Annotated in this window: 15 protein-coding genes and 1 pseudogene; 5 read left to right on the top strand and 11 right to left on the bottom strand. The window is 71.0% G+C overall.

Features of this window, described 5'->3' with window-relative positions:
• Positions 1-2: 2 nt before the first annotated feature.
• From dhaK to ACZ6CL_RS15005, 4 genes are all read left to right on the top strand, one after another.
• Positions 3-995, top strand: coding sequence for a dihydroxyacetone kinase subunit DhaK (gene dhaK / locus ACZ6CL_RS15020; protein WP_468935918.1), 993 nt, complete (start codon positions 3-5; stop codon positions 993-995).
• 70 nt (positions 996-1,065) lie between these two features.
• A complete protein-coding gene (gene dhaL, locus ACZ6CL_RS15015) occupies positions 1,066-1,701 on the top strand; it encodes a dihydroxyacetone kinase subunit DhaL (protein WP_468935915.1) in 636 nt (211 codons plus the stop codon).
• Positions 1,698-2,129 carry a PTS-dependent dihydroxyacetone kinase phosphotransferase subunit DhaM gene (locus ACZ6CL_RS15010; protein ID WP_468935913.1) on the top strand — a complete coding sequence of 144 codons (432 nt, stop codon included), beginning with the start codon at positions 1,698-1,700 and terminating at the stop codon, positions 2,127-2,129. Before dhaL ends, ACZ6CL_RS15010 begins: the two co-directional genes overlap by 4 nt.
• A gap of 186 nt (positions 2,130-2,315) precedes the next feature.
• Entirely contained in the window at positions 2,316-3,707 is a 1,392-nt protein-coding gene (locus ACZ6CL_RS15005) for an MFS transporter (protein WP_468935910.1), read from the top strand.
• 38 nt (positions 3,708-3,745) lie between these two features.
• Here ACZ6CL_RS15005 and ACZ6CL_RS15000 read toward each other — a convergent pair whose 3' ends face one another.
• From ACZ6CL_RS15000 to ACZ6CL_RS14990, 3 genes and pseudogenes are all read right to left on the bottom strand, one after another.
• Complete coding sequence (locus ACZ6CL_RS15000) at positions 3,746-5,770, bottom strand: helix-turn-helix domain-containing protein (protein WP_468935907.1); 2,025 nt, start codon at positions 5,768-5,770, stop codon at positions 3,746-3,748.
• A complete protein-coding gene (locus tag ACZ6CL_RS14995) occupies positions 5,755-6,579 on the bottom strand; it encodes a 3-hydroxybutyrate dehydrogenase (protein WP_468935904.1) in 825 nt (274 codons plus the stop codon). Before ACZ6CL_RS14995 ends, ACZ6CL_RS15000 begins: the two co-directional genes overlap by 16 nt.
• A 55-nt stretch (positions 6,580-6,634) precedes the next feature.
• A pseudogene (locus tag ACZ6CL_RS14990) lies at positions 6,635-6,839 on the bottom strand (NUDIX hydrolase); the annotation flags it as partial.
• 551 nt (positions 6,840-7,390) lie between these two features.
• Between ACZ6CL_RS14990 and ACZ6CL_RS14985 the strand changes: the two are divergent.
• Entirely contained in the window at positions 7,391-8,062 is a 672-nt protein-coding gene (locus ACZ6CL_RS14985; protein WP_468935901.1) for an MBL fold metallo-hydrolase, read from the top strand.
• A gap of 519 nt (positions 8,063-8,581) precedes the next feature.
• On the opposite strand, the gene ACZ6CL_RS14980 is transcribed toward ACZ6CL_RS14985, so the two are convergent.
• The 8 genes from ACZ6CL_RS14980 to ACZ6CL_RS14945 all read right to left on the bottom strand — a co-directional run bounded on the left by ACZ6CL_RS14980 (position 8,582) and on the right by ACZ6CL_RS14945 (position 17,769).
• Positions 8,582-9,742: an acyl-CoA dehydrogenase family protein gene (locus ACZ6CL_RS14980; protein WP_468935898.1), complete on the bottom strand. Its 1,161-nt coding sequence runs from the start codon at positions 9,740-9,742 to the stop codon at positions 8,582-8,584.
• Positions 9,743-9,964: 222 nt separating this feature from the next.
• On the bottom strand, positions 9,965-11,176 hold the full coding sequence (locus ACZ6CL_RS14975) for an aminotransferase class I/II-fold pyridoxal phosphate-dependent enzyme (RefSeq protein ID WP_468935896.1): 1,212 nt from the start codon (positions 11,174-11,176) through the stop codon (positions 9,965-9,967).
• 58 nt (positions 11,177-11,234) lie between these two features.
• Positions 11,235-12,530 (bottom strand): dihydrolipoamide acetyltransferase family protein, encoded by a 1,296-nt coding sequence (locus ACZ6CL_RS14970; RefSeq protein WP_468935893.1) that lies wholly within the window; start codon positions 12,528-12,530, stop codon positions 11,235-11,237.
• The gene (locus ACZ6CL_RS14965; RefSeq protein ID WP_468936062.1) at positions 12,517-13,488 is read right to left on the bottom strand and encodes an alpha-ketoacid dehydrogenase subunit beta; all 972 of its coding nucleotides are present in this window, start codon (positions 13,486-13,488) and stop codon (positions 12,517-12,519) included. Before ACZ6CL_RS14965 ends, ACZ6CL_RS14970 begins: the two co-directional genes overlap by 14 nt.
• Positions 13,489-13,503: 15 nt before the next feature.
• Entirely contained in the window at positions 13,504-14,586 is a 1,083-nt protein-coding gene (pdhA, locus tag ACZ6CL_RS14960) for a pyruvate dehydrogenase (acetyl-transferring) E1 component subunit alpha (RefSeq protein WP_468935890.1), read from the bottom strand.
• Positions 14,587-14,605: 19 nt separating this feature from the next.
• The gene (locus ACZ6CL_RS14955; protein ID WP_468935888.1) at positions 14,606-15,724 is read right to left on the bottom strand and encodes an SIS domain-containing protein; all 1,119 of its coding nucleotides are present in this window, start codon (positions 15,722-15,724) and stop codon (positions 14,606-14,608) included.
• Positions 15,725-15,810: 86 nt separating this feature from the next.
• Positions 15,811-16,554: an SDR family NAD(P)-dependent oxidoreductase gene (locus tag ACZ6CL_RS14950; RefSeq protein WP_468935886.1), complete on the bottom strand. Its 744-nt coding sequence runs from the start codon at positions 16,552-16,554 to the stop codon at positions 15,811-15,813.
• Between the two features lie 282 nt (positions 16,555-16,836).
• The gene (locus ACZ6CL_RS14945; RefSeq protein WP_468935884.1) at positions 16,837-17,769 is read right to left on the bottom strand and encodes a cytochrome P450 family protein; all 933 of its coding nucleotides are present in this window, start codon (positions 17,767-17,769) and stop codon (positions 16,837-16,839) included.
• Between the last annotated feature and the right edge of the window lie 15 nt (positions 17,770-17,784).

Raw genomic sequence — 17,784 nt, 5'->3', positions numbered from 1 at the left:
CCATGAAGATGCTCATCAACGTGGCCGAAACCGTGGTCGCCGACGCACTGCGCGGACTGGCCGCCTCCCATCCCGAACTGACCGTGGATGTCGAGAACCGGGTCATCGTCCGGCGGGACGCGCCGGTGCCCGACAAGGTGGCCCTGATCTCCGGCGGCGGCTCCGGCCACGAGCCGCTGCACGGCGGGTTCGTGGGGCCCGGCATGCTCGACGCGGCCTGCCCCGGCGAGGTCTTCACCTCCCCCGTGCCCGACCAGATGGTGCGCGCGGCGGCCGCCGTGGACAGCGGCAAGGGCGTGCTGTTCGTCGTCAAGAACTACACCGGCGACGTGCTCAACTTCGACATGGCGGCCGAACTGGCCGAGGACGAGGGCATCCAGGTCGCCCGAGTGCTCGTCGACGACGATGTGGCGGTGTCCGACAGCACCCACACGGCGGGCCGCCGCGGCACCGGCGCGACGCTGTTCGTGGAGAAGATCGCCGGTGCGGCGGCCGAGGAAGGGGCGCCGCTGGAGCGGGTGGAGGCGATCGCCCGCCGGGTCAACGCGTCCTCGCGCAGCTTCGGCGTGGCGCTCTCGCCCTGCTCGACGCCCGGCAAGGGCGGCCCCACCTTCGATCTGCCCGCCGGGGAGCTGGAGTTGGGCGTGGGCATCCACGGCGAGCCGGGGCGGGAGCGGCGGGCCATGATGACCTCGCGCGAGATCGCCGACTACGCGGTGGACGCGGTGCTCGAGGACCTGCGCCCGGACAGTCCGGTGCTCGTCCTCGTCAACGGAATGGGCGCGACCCCGCAGCTGGAGCTGTACGGCTTCGCGGCCGAGGTGCACCGGGTGCTCGGCGAGCGCCGCGTGGCGGTGGCACGTACGCTCGTCGGCAACTACGTGACATCACTCGACATGGCGGGCGCCTCGGTCACGCTGTGCCAGGTCGACGAGGACCTGCTGCGGCTGTGGGACGCGCCCGTACGGACCGCCGGGCTGCGCTGGGGCTGCTGACCCGGACCATTCCGCCACCTGGCCCGATACGTACGCTGTCGCCGTCGGTTACCGTCCTGAGGAGGCGTCTGTGTCCAGCAGTGAACCCGCAGTCGAACACGTGCTCGACACCTCTTTCTTCCAACGCTGGCTCACCGCCGCGGCCGAGTCCGTCCACCGCGAGGCGGCCCGGCTGACCGAGCTGGACTCCGCGATCGGCGACGCCGACCACGGCACCAATATGCAGCGCGGTTTCGCGGCCGTGACCGACGCGCTGGACAAGGAGCCGCCGGGATCGCCCGGCGCCGCGCTCATCCTGGCCGGACGCCAGCTGATCTCCAAGGTGGGCGGCGCCTCCGGGCCGCTGTACGGGACGCTGCTGCGGCGTGCGGGCAAGGCACTGGGGGACGCGGCCGAGGTCACGCCCCAGCAGCTGGCGGACGCGCTGCGGGCCGGGGTGGAGGCGGTGGCCCAGCTCGGCGGCGCCGCGCCGGGCGACAAGACCATGCTGGACGCGCTGCTCCCGGCGATCGATGCGCTGGGCGGCGACACCGCGTCGTTCACCTCGGCGGGCGAGGCCGCCGACAAGGGCGCGCTGGCCACCGTGCCGATGCTGGCCCGCAAGGGCCGGGCCAGCTATCTGGGCGAGCGCAGCGTCGGCCACCAGGACCCCGGTGCCACCTCGTCCGCGCTGATCGTCGCGGCGCTGGCGGAGGCCGTCCGATGACCGAGGGCAGCATCACCGAGGACAGCGGCGAGAAGCTGGTCGGGGTCGTGGTCGTGTCGCACAGCGGGGAGGTCGCCGAGTCGGTCGCCCGGCTGGCCACCGCGCTGGCGGGCGGCGGCACCGCGCCCGTACGCGCCGCGGGCGGCACCCCGGACGGCGGGTTCGGCACCAGCGAGGAGCTGATACGCGACGCGGCGCACGCGGTCGACCAGGGCGCCGGGGTGGCCATACTGGTCGACCTCGGCAGCGCCGTACTGACCGTCAAGGCGCTGCTGGCCGAGGAGGACGAGCTGCCGGAGGGCTCCCGGCTGGTGGACGCGCCGCTGGTGGAAGGCGCGGTGGCGGCCGTGGTCACCGCGTCCACCGGAGCGGACGTGGACACGGTCGCGGGGGCCGCCGCGGAGGCGTACGACTACCGCAAGGTCTGAAGCGGCGCGCACGGGCCCGGGGACATCGCCTCCCCCGGGCCCGTCTCCGTGCTCCCGTCCGCATGGGTGCGGCGCCCTCGATGGACGCCGGAAGTGTGTAGTCCCCGTACATATCCGAGCTGACATGCGCATTTCTACGGTGTGGCACACGAATCCCGTCCCCGCACCCGCTCGGAAGTGGTAACCATGGCTACCCCGGCCCCCGCTCCCCCGACCAGCCCCGGATCGCTGCGCCGCGTCGTCGCGGCGAGCCTCATCGGCACGACCATCGAGTGGTACGACTTCTTCCTGTACGGGTCGGCCGCCGCGCTCGTCTTCAACAAGCTGTTCTTCCCCGGCTCCGACCCGCTCGTCGGCACCCTGCTGTCGTTCCTGACGTACGCGGTCGGCTTCGCCGCCCGGCCGATCGGCGCCCTGGTGTTCGGGCACTACGGCGACCGGCTCGGCCGGAAGAAGCTGCTGATCCTGAGCCTGCTGCTGATGGGCGGGGCGACCTGTGCGATCGGGCTGCTGCCGACCCACGCCACCGTCGGGTCCGCCGCGCCCGTCCTGCTCACCGCACTGCGGCTGGTGCAGGGCTTCGCGCTCGGCGGCGAATGGGGCGGGGCGGTGCTGCTGGTGTCCGAGCACGGGGACGCGCGGCGGCGCGGATTCTGGGCGTCCTGGCCGCAGACCGGCGCCCCCGCCGGGCAGTTGCTGGCCACCGGGGTGCTGTCCGCGCTGACCGGTCTGCTCTCCGAGTCCGCCTTCGAGTCCTGGGGGTGGCGGGTGCCGTTCCTGCTCTCGGGTGTGCTCGTGCTGGTCGGCTTGTGGATTCGTCTCTCTGTCGATGAATCACCGGTCTTCAAGACCGCGCTGGCCCAGGCAGAGGCCCGGAAGACCACCGGCGACCAGGCGGAGAAGATGCCGCTGGTGGCCGTCCTGCGCCACCACTGGCGGGACGTCCTGGTCGCGATGGGCGCCAGGATGGCCGAGAACATCAGCTACTACGTGCTCACGGCCTTCGTCCTCGTCTACGCCACCTCCGACCAGGTCGGCCTCGGCAAGCAGACCGCGCTGAACGCCGTGCTCATCGCCTCCGCCGTGCACTTCGCGACGATCCCGGCCTGGGGCGCGCTCTCGGACCGTATCGGCCGCCGCCCGGTCTACCTGCTGGGCGCGGTGGGCGTCGGCGCGTGGGCGTTCCCCTTCTTCGCCCTCATCGACACGAAGGGCTTCGGGCCGCTGCTCCTCGCGGTCACGGTCGGACTGGTCTTCCACGGTGCGATGTACGCGCCGCAGGCGGCCTTCTTCTCGGAGATGTTCGCGACGCGGATGCGGTACTCGGGTGCCTCGATCGGCGCCCAGTTCTCCTCGGTAGCGGCCGGAGCACCCGCCCCGCTGATCGCTACCGCGCTGCTCGCCGACTACGGCAGCGCCACCCCCATCGCCCTGTACGTCATCGCGGCGGCGCTGCTGACGGTGGTGGCGGTCGGCGCGGCGAAGGAGACCCGCGACCGCGACCTGTCCGCCATCCGCCCGGGCGCCCCGGATGAGCCCCGGGCGGCGTCGGAGGCGTCCCGTTCGGCCTCGGCCTAGGAACGCGTCGGGCGGGCCGTCAGGAGAGCCCGCCCGGCTCAGCGTTCCCCGTCCGCGGCCCCGGCCGTCAGGCGGTGCAGCCGCAGTGCCAGCTGGATCTCCAGCGACCGCGCGGGCGATTGCCAGTCGTCGCCGAGCAGCCGCCCCACCCGCTCCAGCCGCTGCGCCACCGTGTTCACGTGCACGTGCAGCTCGTCCTTGGTGCGCGCCGGGCTCATCCCGCTGGCGAAGTACGCGTCGAGCGTGCGGACCAGCCCGGTGCCGCGCCGCGCGTCGTACTCCACGACCGCCCCGATGGTGCGCGTGACGAACTCCCGCACCCGGGTGCCGTCCGGGGCACCGTCCCGCGTACCGGCCAGCAGCAGGCCGAGGAAGCCGAAGTCCTCGGCGGCGGCCCCCTCACCGGCCCGCCCCACCGCCCGCAGCGCGGCCAGGCAGCGCCGGGCCTCGGCGTACGAGGCGGCGACCTCGGCGGGGCGTGCGGCGGGCGCGGCGACGGGCGCCGAGGCGCCGACGGTGACGGGCGCGTGCACGGCGGTGCCCAGCTGCCGGGCGGCGCGGCGGGCGAGGGCGTCGGCGCTGTCGCCCTCGGCGAGCGGCAGCAGCAGCACCGTGCCGCCGTCGCGCGCCGCGGCGAGCCCCTGCCGGGTGGCGGCCAGATGGGACGCGGCGGACCACAGGCGCTGCCGGTCGGCGGCGTCCTCGGCGGCGGGGGCGGGCTCGGCGGCGGGCTCGGCGCGGGGCGCGTCGATGCCCGCGGCGAGGACGACATGGGGCGCGTCCAGGTCCGCCCGCAGCCGCGCGGCGCGCTCCCGCAGCAGCCGCGGCTCCCGGTCGGGTGCGTCGAGCAGATCGTCCAGCAGCTCGCCGCGCACCCGCTGTTCGGCCTCGCCCGCCGAGCGGCGGGCGAGCTGCAGCAGCGAGGTGACCATGGCGGCGCGCTCCAGGGTGCGCTGGTCCAGGGGGTCGAGCCGGGGGTGGCCGTGCAGGACGAGCGCGCCGAGGAGTTCACCGCCCGCGGAGACGGCCGCGATCCAGTCCTCGCCGTGGCGTACGGCGTGGCCGTCGGCGCGCGACCGGTCGAGGGCGTCCGGGGGCGCCTGGTCCGCCTCCAGGAACTCCACCGATCCGCTCAGCACCTCGGCCACCGCGGCGGCGACATCGTGCACCCCGCCGCCGCGCAGCACCAGTTCGGCGAGCCGGTCGTGGACCTCGGAGGCGCGCTCGATGACCCCGCTGCGGTCCCGGATGATCTCGTTGGCGGCCTCCAGTTCGGCCAGCGCCGTCCGCGTCTCGGCCAGCAGATTGGCCGTATCGATCGCGACGGCCGCGTGCGCGGCGAAGGAGGCGAGCAGGGCGATCTGTTCGCGCTCGAAGACGCGGACCCGGCGGTCGGCCGCGAACAGCACCCCGATGACGTTGCTGCCCAGCAGCAGCGGCACCCCGAGGATGGCGACCAGGCCCTCGTCCCGGACGCCCGCGTCGATGGTCCGGGTGTGCTGGAACCGGGGGTCGTCGAAGTAACTGTCGGTCACATAGGGGCGCGCGGTCTGGGCGACGAGCCCGCCGAGCCCCTCCCCCATGCCGAGCCGCAGTTGCTGGAAGCGCGCCGAGACCGAGCCGTCGGTGACCCTCATGCAGGTGTCACCGGCGCTCAGGTCGTTGAGGGTCAGATACGCGACCTCGGTTCCCAGGAGCGAGCGGGCGCGCTGCACGATGGCCTGGAGGACCGCGTCCAGGTCGCGCAGCCCGGCGAGGTCGTGGGCGGTCTCGAAGAGCGCGGACAGCTCGGCCTCGCGGCGCCTGCGCCCCTCCAGCTCGCCGCGTACCCGCAGGGCGAGCAGCTTGGCGCGCTCCAGGGCGGCCAGCCGCTCGGCCGGGGCCTTCTCGGCGCGCGCGAGCAGGCCGGGGCGCTCGTACGCCTCGGCGGGCGCGCCGCGCGCGAGCAGTTCCAGGTACGGGGTCTCCGGGGGATCGCCGGGCGGGGGCACCGGCGCGCTCCCGCCGGACGCGGCGCGGCCCGGTGGGCGGTCCGCCGGGCGACCGTTCAGTGGGCCGTCCATCCGCCGTCCATGGTGAGCGAGGCACCGGTGATGAACGAGGAGTGCGGACCGCACAGATAGGCCACGGCCTCCGCCACCTCCTCCGGCTCGACCAGCCGCTTGACCGCCGCGTCGGCCAGCAGCACCTCGGAGACGACGCGCTCCGGGGAGATGCCGTGCGCCGCGGCCTGGTCGGCGATCTGACGCTCGACCAGTGGGGTGCGCACATAGCCGGGGCTGACGCAGTTGGACGTCACCCCGTGGGGCGCGCCCTCCAGGGCGGTGGTCTTGGAGAACCCCTCCAGCCCGTGTTTGGCCGCCACATACGCGGCCTTGTACGGGGAGGCGCGCAGCCCGTGCACGGAGGAGATGTTCACGATCCGCCCCCAGCCCCGCTCGTACATCCCCGGCAGCGCGCCGCGCACCATCCGGAACGGGGCCTCCAGCATCACCGTGAGCATCCGGGAGAAGGCCTCCGGCGGGAAGTCCTCGATCGGGCGGACGCACTGCATCCCCGCGTTGTTGACCAGGATGTCGGCGCCCTCGGCGACCCGTTCGGCCGCGTCGAGGTCGGTCAGGTCCAGGGCGCACGCCTCGACGGTGCCCGGTGGGCGGGCCGTACGCCCGGCGAGGGCGACCAGGTCGGCCAGGCCCTCGGCGTCCCGGTCGACCGCCCGTACCCGTGCCCCGGCGGCCGCCAGCCGCAGGGTGCACGCGCGTCCGATGCCCCCGGCGGCGCCGGTGACGACTGCGGTACGGCCGGAGAGTCCGGTGTCGGCGGGCCGGGGAGCGGAGCCCGGGGTGTGGCCGGGCGCGGGGGGCGCGTTCATGAGGCGCAGACTAGACGGACGCCGCGCCCCGGCCGATGGGGGCCCGGCACACTGTTCACTCCCCCGGGATGGGTTCGAACCACGTCGGCCCCTCGCCGAGCGCCTGCTTGATCCGGGTGAGCGAGAAGTCCCGCAGGTCCGGCAGCGCGTCGAGCGGGAACCAGCGCAACGTCCAGCGACTCGTCGTCGTTCACCCGCGCCTCGCCGCCCACCGCGCGGCAGCGGAAGCAGACGTCCATGAACTGCGCGAGGCTTCCGTTGACAGACGCATCCACGAGTGACAAATATGCGGGTCAGTGGCTTGGGCTCGCTCCAGAGCGAGTGAGCCCAAGCCGGCCCGTGCTGACCTGGTGCTGACTTCCCCTGCCGCCCGTTCCGGTCCGTTCGGGTGCGTCGTGCTGGATCCGTGCTGACCTTCAGGCATACGCGTCAGCGACGATCCTTCACCGCGCTGATCCCTCACCCACGCGGCCTGCACCGTTAGGAGGTGTCCGAGTGATCCCAGGTCCTCGGACCCGCGATCCATCGGGGGCTCCCTGTCGACGCAACTGGTAGCAGACGGGTGCCGTGGTGGTGACGTGCAGCGAGGCAGGCCCTGGCGGCGGGCGCTCGCGGATCGTGTACTGCTGGTGGCGGTCGGGGTGCCGCTGCCCGGCAGCCGCACCGGCTGCCGGGCGTTGGCCGAGTCCGGCGCGCACTTCGACGCCTCGTTCGAGCTGTCGGATTACGGCAGACATGTGGGGGCGGGGGTGGCAGTGAGCCGTCAGCGAACTACCGCATGGCCGCGAGGGCGACCGCACAGACTGAGGGCATGGATGCGATCGAGGTACTGCCGAGGCTGCGCATGCTCCGATTCCCGGTGGGATCGGCCTATCTGTGGCGGGACGGCGATGAGCTGACCCTGATCGACACCGGGACGGCGGAGTGCGCGGCGGACATCGAGGGAGCCCTCGACGGCGAGCTTCGGCGGATCGTGCTGACGCACTGGCACGAGGACCATTCGGGCTCGGCTGCCGAATTGGCCGCCCGGCACGGGGCGGAGGTGCTGGCGCATCGGCTGGAGGCGCCGGTGATTCAGGGGGAGGTGGCCGGGACGCCGCCGGTGCTGGAGGAGTTCGAGGTGCCGATTTGGGCGGCGCTTCCGCGCCTGCCGCTGGCACCGCCGTGCCTGGTGGACCGAGAGGTGGAGGACGGCGATGTCCTGGAGTTCGGCGGCGGGGCGGTGGTGGTCGCGGTGCCTGGGCACACGGATGGGTCGATCGCACTCCACCTGCCCGGTCCGAGCGTGCTGTTCACCGGTGACGCGGTCGCCAACGTCGGCCAAACGATGCTAGGTGTCTTCAACACCGACCGCCCCCGGGCCATCGAGTCGCTGCACCGGCTGGCCAAGCTGGAGGTCGACACGGCGGTCTTCGGGCACGGCGATCCCCTCGCCCACGGCGCGGCGGCTGCCCTGCAAGAAGCGGCCACCGCGGTGATGTGACGAAGGTCGGCCTTTCGGCTCGCCGGCAGCCCGCCCCCCCTCATAGGCACGTAGTCGGGAACAGGCAGGTCCCCGGTGTCCGGCGGCCGGCGGTGCCGTCTCGGGAACGCGGGGTCGGTGATCCGATGGGTACAGCGGTGGCCGCGCCGGTACGGCTGAATATCCGGCGTGGTGACGAGTCCGTGGTGGAGGGCCTGGACCTTCGGTGCGGCCGGACCGCTGAGGGAGGCCCGACCGTGGCGGACGTCCCGCTGGTTCCAGGGGCAGCAGCACTGTTCCGGCACGTACTGGCCGGTCGGCGACCGTGAGCGACCACGTGATCTACGGTCCGCGGCTGGAGCGGGGCGGCTGCTGTTCGCCGGCTTCTGCCCGGAGAAGGCTGCACGAACGCCGTCCGCCGTCCGCCTGCACGCCGAGCTCAAAGAGCCGGGCTGTCAGGGCACCTACCGGCCCATCAGCGTCGACGGCCCGGCCCCGCGCCGTGCAGGCGCGGGGCCGGAATCGTACGCGCGGCTGGGCTCAGCTCTCCAGCCCCAGCTCCCTTGCGATGAGCATCCGCTGGATCTCGCTCGTGCCCTCGCCGATCTCCAGGATCTTGGAGTCGCGCCACATGCGGGCCACCGGATACTCGTTCATGAAGCCGTAACCGCCGTGCACCTGGGTGGCGTCGCGGGCGTTGTCCACGGCGATGGTGGAGGAGTGCAGCTTGGCCAGGGCCGCCTCCTTCTTGAAGGGCTCGCCCGCCACAAGCCGGGAGGCGGCGTCGCGCCAGGCCAGCCGGGCCGTGTGGGCCCTCATCTCCATGTCGGCAATCTTGAACTGGATGGCCTGGTGGGAGGCGATCGGGCGGCCGAACGACATCCGCTCCTTCGCGTACTTCACCGACTCGTCCACACAGCCCTGGGCAAGCCCCGTCGCCAGGGCCGCGATGGCGATGCGGCCCTCATCCAGGATGCGCAGGAACTGGGCGTACCCCCGGCCCTCCTCACCCAGCAGGTTGGCCGCCGGCACCCGGACGTCGGAGAACGACAGTTCGCGGGTGTCGGAGGCGTTCCAGCCGACCTTCGAGTAGGGCGCGGCGACCGTGAAGCCCGGTGTGCCGGACGGGACGATGATCGCCGAGATCCGCGGTCTGCCGTCGGGCTTGCGGCCGGTGACGGCGGTGACGGTCACCAGTCCCGTGATCTTCGTGCCCGAGTTGGTGATGAAACACTTCGTGCCATTGATCACCCATTCGCTGGTGTCCGGGTCCAGCCGGGCCGTGGTGTGCGGTGCGCCCGCGTCACTGCCGCCGTTCGGCTCCGTCAGGCCGAACGCGCCGAGCGTCTCGCCCGCGCACAGCCGGGGCAGCCACTGCCGCTTCTGCTCCTCCGTGCCGAAAAGATGGATCGGCATCGCGCCGAGCGAGACACCGGCCTCCAGGGTGATCGCCACCGAGGAGTCCACCCGGGCCAGTTCCTCCAGGGCGATGCCGAGCGCCAGATAATCGCCGCCCATGCCCCCGTACTCCTCCGGGAACGGCAGAGCGAACAGGCCTATACGGCCCATCTCGCGCACGATCTCGTACGGGAACTCGTGCCGCTCGTAGAAGTCGCCGATCTTCGGCGCGACTATGTCGTGCGCGAATTCCCGCACGGTACGGCGGAGTTGCTCCAGCTCTGGGCTGAGACGGTGGTCCATGCTGATCACTGGTCCTCGGGAGAGTGAGTGGGCGGTGCAGGGCGGACGAGGCCGGGCGGCGAGAAGCGCGGGCGCATCGGCCGCTGTGGCCGGCCGGCATCCGGCCCAGGCTCCTGACGTCAGGCTTCGCCGAGCGCTGATGTGCTTGCGGTGGTGCGGACGGGGCAACCGGGCGGGGGCGGCCCCGCACCCGCCCCCTGGCCGGCCCGCCCGGTACGCGGGTCAGCCCTTCCGCAGTCCGGCCAGCCTCGCTGTGGCCTCGCGCAGCACCTCGGTCGACTTGCAGAAGGCGAAGCGGACGAGCCAGTCCGGGCCCGTGTCTTCGGCACCGTGCCGAAAGGCGGAAGAGGGAATGGCCGCGACCCCGACCCGCAGGGGCAGCTCCCGGCAGAACTGGACCCCGTCCGCATATCCCGCGCCCCGCACGTCCGCCTGCAGGAAATACCCGCCTTCGCCGCGGTAGGTACGCATTCCGACCCGTTCAAGGCCGGTACGCAGCAGGTCACGATGGTGCCGCAGAGTGCCTCGCAACTGCGCTGCCCACGCCTCGGTGTCGCCGAGCATGCCCGCCACAGCAGCCTGGAACGGTGTGCCGGAGGCGAAGGTCAGGAACTGCTTGACGGAGAGCACCGATTCCACCAGCCAGTCCGGTCCGCAGGCCCAGCCGACCTTCCAGCCGGTGACGTTGAATGTCTTGCCGGCGGACGAGACAGTGAGCGTGCGCTCCCGCATTCCTGGGAGCGAGGCGAGCGAGTGGTGCTTTCCGCCGTCGTACACGAGGTGTTCGTACACCTCATCCGTGACGGCGGTCAGTCCGTGGTCCAGGCACAGCTGGGCCATGACAGCGAGTTCCGCAGCGGTGAACACCTTGCCGGTGGGGTTGTGCGGTGTGTTGAGCAGCAGTACCCGTGTCCGCGGGGTGACCGCGGCCCGCAACGCAGCCTCGTCCAGCACGAACCGGTCCCCCTCCGTGGCCAGCGGGACGGCGACGAGCCTGGCACCGGCCAGCGAAGCGGCAGCCGCATAGGCGTCATAGCAAGGATCGAACGTGAGGACCTCGTCCCCCGGGTTGCACAGCGAGAGGAGCGCGGCTGCGACGGCCTCGGTCGCACCGGCAGTGACGACCACTTCCCGGTCCGGCTCGTACCGGACTCCGGTGCTGCAGAGCCGGCTTTCGGCTATCGCTCTGCGCAGCTCGCTGAGTCCTGCCGCCGGAGGGTACTGGTTGTGCCCTGCGGCCATGGCCGATGCGGCGGCGTCCACAAGGGCCGTGGGGGCGTCCAGTCCGGGCGCGCCCTGCCCCAGGTCGATGGCGCCGTGCCGCTCGGCGAGTTCACGTATCTCGGTGAAGACGGACGGCCGGAAGTGCTGGATACGGTCGGCCCTGGGCCGGCGGAGGACAGGGGTGTCCGAGGGAGTCTGCGCTAGGGGCACTGTCGCAGTGTCCTTTCCTTGTCCGTTCCTACGTGGTGCTCGTCGTCTCGGCCCTGTCTCATATCCGCAGAAGGACCGTCTCGGGGGATTCGACAAGGTCACGCAGCGCGGTCAGGAAGGCGGCGGCCTCTGCGCCGTCACACACCCGGTGGTCGAAGGCGCAGGTGAGCTTCGCGGTGGGCCGTACGACGAGCGCGTCCTTTCCCAGGACGTACGGACGAGGCCGGATCGAACCCACACCGAGGATCGCCGCCTCGGGGTGGTTGATGACCGGCACTCCTTCGTCGAGCCCCAGTGCACCGAAGTTGGAGACGGTGAAGGTGGACCCCGTCAGCTCCCCGGGGCCGAGGGTGCCCCCGCGGGCCTCGGCCGCCAGCCGCGCCGTCTCCTCGGTCAGCGCCGCGGTGGACAACGTGTGGGCATCGCGGACCACCGGCACGACCAGGCCACGCGGGGTGGCCGTGCCGATGCCCAGGTGCACCGCGTCGTACGTACGCACCGTCGGGCCTTCTTCGACGAAGGAGGCGTTGAGCCGTGGATGGTCGCGCAGCGTCAGCGTCAGGAGCCGCAAGAGGAGTGCGAAGGGGGTGGCCTGTTCCGCTCCTGACCCCGCCCGCAGCCGGTCGCGCAGGGCCAGCAGGCGGGAGAAATCGGCGGTGACGGAGCAGTGTGCGTCCGGAATCTCCCGGCGGGAGAGCGCCATGCGCTCGGCTGCCCGCGCCCGGATACCGCGGACCGGAAGGGTGTGCGCCGCCGGTGCCGTTCCAGGAGCCTTGACGGGCCCCATGGCGTGGGGATCCGCGGCCGCGTGGACGTCCGCACGCGTGATGTTCCCCTCGGGGCCCGAGCCCCTGCCCAGCGAGGTGAGGTCCACGCCGAGCGCACGGGCGAGCTTGCGCACGGGCGGCTTGGCACGGGGACGTCCGGTGTCCGTCGCGTCGGGCTCCGGGCGCCGGGGCGCGGGGCGCCGTCGGGCGGTGCGCCGTCCGGTCCCCGTGCCCCGGTCCGTGCCGTATCCGACGAGTACCGGCCCCGGCTCCGTTCCTGGGGCGTCCGTGCCGCCCCCGCTGCCGGCGTCGCCCGCCGGTGCCGTGTCGATACGTGTCAGGAGTGTCCCCACCAGCAGGCTTTCTCCTGGCTCCCCGCGTCGTTCCAGAACCACCCCGGCGAACGGGGAGGGGATCTCCACCTCCGCCTTGGCCGTTTCGAGAGAGCACAGCGGCTGGTTGACCGTGACCGAGTCACCCGCTGCCACCAGCCACTCGACGACGGTCGCCTCGACCAGTCCCTCACCCAGGTCGGGTACGAGGAATTCCCGGACCGCCTGGTCAGTTGCGGCGTCAGTCATGGGCATACCCGAAGGATCGGTCGATGCTGTCGAGCAGCCTGTCCACACCTGGCAACCATGCCTTCTCCCATCGTGCCGGCGGATACGGTGTGTCGAATCCCGTGGCCCGCAGCACAGGAGCCTCCAGATCCCAGAACAATTCCTCCTGGACCCTGGCCGCGATCTCCGCCCCCAGTCCCAGGGTGCGCGGCCCCTCGTGCAGCACGACGCAACGTCCGGTGCGCGACACCGATTCGGAGATGGCGGGAAAGTCGAGAGGTGCCAGCGAACGCAGATCCACCACCTCCAGCTCCCACCCGTGCTCACGCTGGGCGGTCTCCGCGGCTTCGAGGGCGGTGCCGACGGTGCTGCCGTAGGCAACGACCGTGATGTCCCGCCCGGTTCGGCGGATCATCGCCCGTGCCAGGTCCGCCGGCGCTTCGTCGGCGAGCAGGTCACCGCTCTCCCAGTAGCGTCGTTTGGGCTCCAGAAAGAGCACCGGGTCGTCACAGTCGATGGCCTGCCGGAGCAGAGTGTGGGCGTCGGCCGCCGTGCCGGGCGTCACCACGCGCAGCCCGGCAGTGTGGGCCCAGTAGGTCTCGGTGGACTCCGAGTGGTGCTCGACCGCGCCGATACCGCCGAAGGACGGGATACGCAGCGTCACCGGAACCGCAAGCTGCCCGCGGGTGCGGTTGCGGTACTTGGCCAGGTGACTGACGATCTGGTCCAGGGCGGGGTAGGCGAATCCGTCGAACTGGATTTCAGGTACCGGGCGGAGTCCACGCATCGCCATGCCCAGCGCCACTCCCACGATCGCTGACTCGGCCAGCGGCGTGTCGAAGCAGCGTTGCGGGCCGAACCGCTCGGCGAGGCCCTCCGTCACACGGAAGACGCCGCCTTGGCGTGCCACGTCCTGGCCGAAGACGAGGACTCGGTCGTCCTCGTCCATGGCTTCGCGCAGCGCCGCGTTGATTGCTTCCACCATGGTCGCTGCCACTGCTCACTCCTCCCTGGCCAGCTCGGCAAGGAGCTGGTCGGATTGCTCCAGCAAGTCCTTGGTGGGCTCCTTGAGCACGTGTGCGAACAGCTCCTCCGGCGGGACGTCCGGTGCGTCGAACACGCCGTCCCGCAGCTCGGTGCACATCCGGGCAGCCCGCGCCTGCGCGCGGTCCTCGATCTCCGTGTGCCAGATGTCCAGGTGCGTGAGGTACCGGCGGTAGCGTGGCAGCGGGTCGAGCCGCTCCCAGCGGTCCACCTCGTCCTGCGGGCGGTACCGGGTCGGGTCGTCCGAGGTGGTGTGCGGGGCGAGCCGGTAGGTGACGGCCTCGATGAGGGTCGGGCCGCCGCCTTCCCTGGCCCGGCGGGCCGCCTGTTCGGTCACTGCCCGGCAGGCGAGTACGTCGTTGCCGTCGACCCGCACCCCCGGCATGCCGTAGCCCACGGCCTTGTGTGCCAGGGAGGGGGCCCGCGTCTGCTGGGACAGGGGCACGGAGATCGCCCACTGGTTGTTCTGGATGTAGAACACACACGGCGCGGAGTTCACGGCGGCGAAGTTCAGTGCTTCGTGCACATCTCCCTCGCTCGTCGCCCCGTCACCGATGAACGCGACGGTCACCGAGTCCTCCCCGAGCCGGGGCGCCGCCATGGCGGCGCCGACCGCGTGCAGGGCGTGCGTACCAATGGGTATGGACATCGGTGCGCACGCGTGCTCGGGGAAGCCCCAGCCGGCATGCCACGTGCCACGCCAGGCGGAGCCGACCGCGGCGGCCGGCACACCGCGCATCAGGAACAGCCCGAGTTCTCGGTACTGCGGGAAGAGCCAGTCGTCGGGGCGCAAGGAGGCGGCGCAGCCGACCTGTGCCGCCTCCTGGCCCCTGCACGACGGGTAGAGGGCCAGTTGCCCCTGCCGCTGCAGATTGACGAACTCCGCATCCACGGCCCGGGTGATGACCATCCACTCATACAGGCCGGTCAGCTCGTCCGGTGACAGCGGTACGTCGAACGGTGGGTCTTCCACCGGTAGGCCCTCAGGGGTGATGAGAGCGACCAGCTCCGGATCGTGTGTGGTGGGTACGGCCTGCATGAAGGGCCTCCTTACGCAATCAGTGCAGTCCCCTGTGATCCGGGAGTCGGCCGGCGACTTCCTCGGCGCGGATGGTGTCCCCGTGGTACCAGGGGTTTCCCGCGGCCTCGGAGATCAGTTCGCGAGAACGGGTCTCGTGGGCCCGGCCGAGGTCCAGCGTGATGTACTGGATCAGTTCGAGCGCGGTGAAGTACTTGCGAGTGAACGTGGCTTCGGCGAGCGGGACCACGGAGACCTCTATGTTCCGGTTCTCCGGGCGGTCGCTGGTGAGGAGAGCGACCAGGTTCTTCATCTTCGCCTTGGTGTAGGCGTCGTCGTCCTCGTCCTCGAAAATGATCAGGCTGTGCTTCCTGGTCGGGTCGGACAGGGTGGCCACCTCGCTGTGGCAGAACTCGTGGAAGTAGTTCCGGGCCGCCGGGACCATCGCGATCTCGTTGAGGTGCATCTTGCCGAGCTTCAGCAGGCTCTCGTGCCACTTGGGGGAGGCCAGCATGATGACGTTGGCGTCGCGGCTGCGCTCGGCCACCACACGGGCCAGCTCGCGGTGGGCCTCGGTGAAGTCGGTCTCCAGGTGCCCGGGGAGTTCCTGGGTCTCCTGCCGGTGGTCCTCGTCGATCAGTCCCAGTTCCAGGAACATGTCCAGCAGGATGGCGAAGTACTGCCCGACGTGGAAAAGCGGGTACTCGCGGTCCGGCTCGCTCAGCGTCCACCGCGCAATCGATACCCCTGCTTCCTCGCCCAGGGCGCCCAGCCGCCCGCCCGAGGTGAGCAGCAGCACCCTGTCGTGGGCGTGCGCGAGGTTGTGGAAGACGTGGACCGGCTCGTTCGAGTGGCCGCTGTACGAGCTGAGGATGATGAGTGTCGACTCGTCATCCATGATGGAGGCCGGGAGCAGGTACCGGTAGTCGTAGTCGTTGAAGACGTGGAAATCCAGGTCGCTGCCTGCCGAGTTGAAGAAGGCTGCCACCACGTCGGAGACGATTGCGGAGCATCCCATCCCGGTGAACACGACCCGCTTGAACCGTCCCGACTTGATTTTGAGCCGGAGGTCGTCGGTGACGTCTGCGAGGGAGTACTCCTCGGGCTTGAGGAATCCCTTCCGGTATTCATTGGTGAGGAAGCTCTCGTAGCGAGCCATGCGCGACTGCATGTGACTTACCTTTCGTTGCGTGAGGGCGCCTGCCGGGCGGGAATCAGCTGTACGGTCTGTGGCGAGCGGAAGCGTCACCACATGAACTGGCCGCCGTCGACGATCATCTTCTGTCCCGTGATGTACGAAGCCTTCTCGCTGACCAAGAACTCCAGCGCGTCGGCCATCGCTTCCGGGCTGCCGATGTGCCCCTGCGGGATCTCGGCCAGCAGCCGGTCACGGAATTCCGGTTCATCCGTCCTGAACCGTGTATTCATCTCTTCGGTGTCGATCATTCCGGGGATCAGAGAATTGACCCGAATCGTGGGGGCGAGTTCCAGTGCGAGGCACTTGGTGAGATGGAGCAGGCCGGCCTTGCTCGCGCAGTAGTTGGCGCCGTTCAGCCGGGGCCGGATTCCGGTCGTTGCTGCCACGTTGACCACACTGCCGGCGCCGGCCGCCAGCATGGCAGGAGCCAGCGCTCGGGTGAGGTAGAAGGGCGCGGAGAGGTTCGCCTCGATGACCTGATTCCAGTCCCCAGGAGACATCTCCAGGAAAGGACGGTCGATGTTCCGCCCCGCATTGTTGACGAGCACATGAGGGGTGCCGTGCTCGGCCAGCAACGCCTCGGTGGCACGGAAGACTTCAGCACTGTCCGAGATATCCGACTGCACTGCAGTGTAACCGTCGTCGCCCAGCTCCTTTGCGGCGCGTACGGCGGACTCCCGGTCGTTACGGTACAGAGCGACGACCCGGTACCCCACGGACAGCAGCCTGCGGCTGAGGCTCAGGCCAATTCCCTTCGTTCCGCCGGTGATCACGGCAAGTCGCGGCTGCATGAAGAACTCCTTATTTCGTCGGGGCCTATCTGGCCCAACCTTCACGGTCCGGCGCTGGACAACCGAAAATCGGCATGCCGGAACTCCGGGGCCGGCACCGGGATTGCGGGTGAAAGCTTCACGGGAGGGGCGCGCTGCGCTATGGCGTGCGCGGAAGACTTCGCTCAGCGCATCTGAATTCCTCGGGGAGAACGTCGTTCCCTGGCGTCGCCGGCCGCGTCCTCGCGTGGGGTGCGGAACACACACGAACTGGGCGCACACCACGCGCGGTCGGCACGTCACTCAGACTCCGGCAGCCACCTCCTCACGCGGCCTGAGCACAGCGGGCAGCGCGCGAATGCCGTTGAGTGCCAGCGAGGGGACCGGTTCGACCTCGTCCCTGGGGACGGCCAGTACGGCGTCGTCGAACGACGCGGCCAGCGGACCGTGATGCGCGGGGTCGCGCCCCAGCGCCGCGTACGACATCATCACCGGCTCGCCGGCGCGGATCAGCACTCCGCCGATCTCGATGTCCTGCTCCGGGTAGCGGAACGCGCCCTGGCTGACCGGCGAGTCCCAGGCCAGCGCCGATTCAGTCACCGACTCCCACGACACCTCGCCGGCGCGCACCCGCGCCAGCTGGTCCGCCACGAAGCGGTAGAGCGCCTCCTCGGTGGCGGTCACCTCCGTCGGCTGTTCGGTGGTGTCGAAGAGCGCGTGGCACAGGGAGTGCAGCAGGTCATGCTGCTCGTCGGGAACTCCGAACAGCTCGCATACCACCCCCATCGGCAACGGGACGGCGAACGCCGTCTTGAGGTCGGTCACCTCGTGCGCGAGCGGGGCGGCGAGCTGGTCCAGCAGGTCGTCGACGATCCGCTGGATCTGCGGCCTCAGGGCCTCGACCCGGCGCGGAGTGAACGCCCGGGACACCAGGTTGCGCAGCCGCCGGTGCTCGGCCCCATCAGCGGTGCCCATGTACTGGGCGGTGATGATCTTCATCAGGGGCCAGCCTGCGGGGACTTCACCACGCTGAAGGGCTCCCCAGTTGCTGCTGTTCATCGAGAAGCGCGGGTCCTCAAGAATCTGTTGGGCGACGGCGTGGCGGCTGACCGCCCAGACGGGCACACCGACCACGTCGACCGGTACGACGGCTCCGGCCGCAAGCAGCCGCGCAGCTTCCGCTTGGGCGTCGGCGGCGAACGGGTCGAGGGCGAACAGCGGCCCGGACAGATCCATGATTTGCTCCCACAA

Source organism: Streptomyces sp. NPDC041200 (genome assembly GCF_055591805.1).
The sequence above is the reverse complement of the archived record's forward strand: the minus strand, read 5'-3'. Positions and strand labels throughout refer to the sequence as shown.